Consider the following 3,830-nt stretch of genomic DNA (forward strand, 5'->3'; position numbering starts at 1 on the left):
CATTTTGCCGGCCTCGATCTTGGAGAAGTCCAGGATGTCGTTGATGATGCCCAGCAGGTTTTTGGCGGCGGCGTTGACCTTTTGGATGTAGTTGGCCTGGCGCGGGCTGAGCTCGCCTGCCAGTGCCAGACCCGACATGCCGATGATGGCGTTCATCGGGGTGCGGATTTCATGGCTCATGTTGGCCAGAAAATCCGACTTGGCCTGGTTGGCCTCTTCGGCGGCCTTTTGCGCCTGGCGGATGGCGAGCTCGGCCTCTTTGACGGCGGTGATGTCCTGGTTCACGCCAAACAGTTGCGCCAGGCGGCCATCGGGGTGGTTTTCGGCCTGCACCAGGGTGCGCAGCCAGATCTGCCGACCGTCGATGGGGCGGCGAAAGGGGTAGGTCATCTCGAACGCCACCAGCTGCCCGGCCAGTGCATCGGCGAATTGCCGACGGTACCGGCGGAGCAACACCGGGTCCGACAGATCGATGCGATGCCACACTTCAGACACCGTCAAACGCCGTTCGGTAAGGCCTGGCAACTCGCCGCACAACACAGCATTCCGCTCGGAAGACACCAGCCAGTCGGGCTGGTCGGCGCGGATGTGCCACTCGCCCGACCGGGTCAGGGTAAGCGCCTGGTTGGCCCGCTCGTTGGCCGCCTGCAGCTGGGCCTGGGCACTTTGCTGGTAGAGGTGGACGGCACGGAGTTTGTCGCGCATCTGCACCAGCCAGTGCAGCACGCTGTCGCCCTGCGCCACGTCGGTATGGATAGCCGAGTCCAGGTCGCCGTCGGCAATGCGCTGGATGGTGGCGTGCACCCGCTCGATGGTGCCGCCCATCAGGGTCTGCAGCTGGTCGATGTAGCGGTTCACGTTGTCGGTCACCGCCTGGAATTCCCGGGTGTCGGCGGGTGGCAAATGCCGTTGCAGGTGGCTGCCGCTGGAGGCAATGGCATCCAGCGCATCCCGGATCTTGCCCAGCGGGCTGAGCACCTGCTTGGTGACGATGGCGTACAGCGCGGCCACGGTCATGCAGTTGATCGCCAGTATCTGCAGCACCAACTGCACCAGGTCGCTTTGCAGGCGCTCGCGGATGCTGCGCTCCGACGCGTACAGGGTCACGCTGCCCACCTTGGGCTGGTCGGACTTGTATAGCACGTCGAACTCCCGCGTGATGTCCGCCGCCAACGGGCCATTCAGCTCCGTCAGCACGCCATGGGACCGCTGCAGTCCGTACGCCTTGCTCTCGCCATAACGGATGGTGATGCCGGTGACGATGGCATCGTTCATCTCGGAGCGCGCGATGTCCATGATCTGCTCACGGTTGAACTGCCAGATCGCCGTGGGCACGGTGGTCTTGACGCGCGCCTCAATGTGGCTGAGCCGCTGCGCCAGGTCGGCCTCTTTCTCGCGTTTGCGGTCCTGGTAATTCCAGGCACCGAAAGCACCCAGCCCCACCGATACGATCAACACGAACAGCGCCACGAAGCGCAGCCGTATGGATGGTTTTGTCGGCATGCCCTGCCCCTTCCTGTGTCAGTCGGCGGGTTGTAGCTGCGCAATGCCCAACTCGGCGAGCTTGTCCAGATAGATTTTTTTAACCAGACCTTCCTTTTGCATGTCCAGCAGGGCGGCGTTGATTCTGGGCACCAGCGCGGCGTGCTTTTTGTTCAGGTAGAAAAACAGCGGCTCGGTGGCCCAGGAGCGCAGGCCACGGTAAAACTTTCTCGGATGTTGGAGGAGCACTTCCGGCTCGGCATCCAGGTACACCAGCATCGCGACATCAAACCGTCTGTGGGCCAGCATCTCGAATGCGGTACGGATGTCTTTCGTGTCAGTCACGTCCATCCCCTGGCTGTACTTCACCAGCATCAGGGTCCCGCGTGTCAAACCCACCTTGCGCTGGCGCAACTCCGCACGCGGCAGATTGGCCACTTTTTCATCCATGCTGTAGACCGCCAGGTCGGCCCAGACCACCGGGGTGGGCACGGCCACCAGGTCGGTAAATGTTTTGACCGCATCGGCAATACGCATCACATCACCGTCGAGGCTGCCGTCATTGGCCAGGTTCACTGCGCGCGACAGCGGCACGCGCCTGAAATCGCCCTGCAGACCGCTGCGCCTGAGCGCCTCTTGCACCACGCTCTCGGCGATGTCGGACAAAGGCGACGAAAAATCCACGCGGCCAATCTGCAGCACCTGCTGGGCCCAGGCGGGCAAGGTCGCCAGCACCAGCACTGCGGCACCCAACCCGTGGCGCAGCGCACGGTTCGACAAACAAAAAATTTTCATCGCATACACCTTGGCGAAAGGATTTTGGCTTTGGAGATGCTATACACACTTACAAAAATAAACAAACAACCTTAACCCAAAAATATATAAAAAATCAGCCTCTAGCGCTTATCGTATAAGCACGAGCAGCTATCAAAAATGTATTTACTTAACGGGAGAATATGAGCCCGACCTTCGGGTTGGCGGCCCTGAGAGCGATGCTACGCGGAGTCGCTCAAGCCTGGGCGATGGCAGATTTGAGCTGCTCCAGTGCCACGGCGGCGGCATCGAAGTCGAAGTTTTGCAGCTCGGCCAGCAGCTGGGCCATGGCCGGATGCCAGGGGGTACCCGACAGCAGGACGGCACAGCGGTCGGCCGCCTCCAGGGCCTGGGCATCGCTGTCCTGCACCAGGCGCTCCAGTTCGACCAGCAGCGGCGGCAGGTCGGGCGGCAAGGTCGGGCTGGACGAAGGGGCTGGGGCCAGCGTGGGAGCAGAGGGCGCGCCCTGTTCCCAGGCATCGATTCCCCGCACCACCACCCGCAGGGCGGCATCGGCGGCATCGCGCAGCACCTGCAACTCTGCCCACTGGATCGGCGAGCTTGCGCACACCAGCTCCAGGCTGTGGGTGGTCCGCTGCAAGTCCTGCGCGCCGATATTGCCCGCCAATCCCTTCAGGGTGTGGACATGGCGCACCAGGGCCTCCTGCTGGGCCGGGCTGGTCAGGTCAGCACGCAAGCGGTCGAACTGGGCGCTGAAGTCGCGCTGCGTGGCGGCAAACCGCAGCAGCAGGCGGGCGTACAGATCGGCCTTGCCACCGGCCACCCGCAACCCGGCGGCCCAGTCCAGGCCGGGCACGCCACCCAGACCCTGGAACCGCTGCGTGGAGTCTGTGGTCTCGGGAAGGACGCGCGGTGACTGGAAGGCTTTGGGTGTCACCCAGCGGGCGATGGTGGCGAACATCGCGGCCACATCCAGCGGTTTACCGATGTGGTCGTTCATGCCCACGGCCAACACCTTTTCGCGGTCGCCACTCATGGCGTTGGCGGTCATGGCGATGATGGGCAGCTGGGCCCAGCGCGGGTCCTGGCGCAGCAGACGGGTGGCGGTAAAGCCATCCATCACCGGCATCTGGCAGTCCATCAGTACCAGGTCGAACGCGGTGCTGCCGGCCTTTTCCGCAGCCTCCACCCGGTCCACGGCTTCCTGGCCGTTGTTGGCCACCTCCACCAACATGCCTGCGCTGGTGAGCAGGTCCAGCGCCAGCTCCTGGTTGACCTCGTTGTCTTCTACCAGCAGCACCCGCACACCCGCCAAACCCTGCACCGGGTCACTGGCCGTGCCGGAGGCGGCGAGCACGCGGCTTTGCTGCTGCGACGGGATCGTGTTGATGGTGAAGTAAAACGTGCTGCCAACCCCAGGGGTGCTGTGCACGCCAATGATGCCGCCCATCAGGTGCACCAGGGTTTTGCAGATGGTCAGCCCCAGCCCGGTGCCGCCAAAGCGCCGCGAGGTGGACGAGTCGGCCTGGGTAAAGGCGTTGAACAGCTTGCCTTGCTGCTCGGGCGTGAGGCCG

General features: G+C 63.5%; 3 protein-coding genes. All 3 read right to left on the minus strand.

Going from position 1 to position 3,830, the window contains the following annotated elements:
* On the minus strand, nucleotides 1-1,503 hold a 1,503-nt coding region (locus tag AC097O_RS24115; RefSeq protein WP_479595469.1), incomplete at its 3' end, for a histidine kinase dimerization/phospho-acceptor domain-containing protein.
* An 18-nt stretch (nucleotides 1,504-1,521) separates the two neighbouring features.
* On the minus strand, nucleotides 1,522-2,277 hold the full coding sequence (locus AC097O_RS24120) for a substrate-binding periplasmic protein (protein WP_479595470.1): 756 nt from the start codon (nucleotides 2,275-2,277) through the stop codon (nucleotides 1,522-1,524).
* A 214-nt stretch (nucleotides 2,278-2,491) separates the two neighbouring features.
* Nucleotides 2,492-3,830 (minus strand): response regulator (locus tag AC097O_RS24125; protein WP_479595471.1); only part of this gene is annotated, 1,339 nt, incomplete at its 5' end.

This window comes from Rhodoferax sp. LS1P39 (assembly GCF_056521425.1).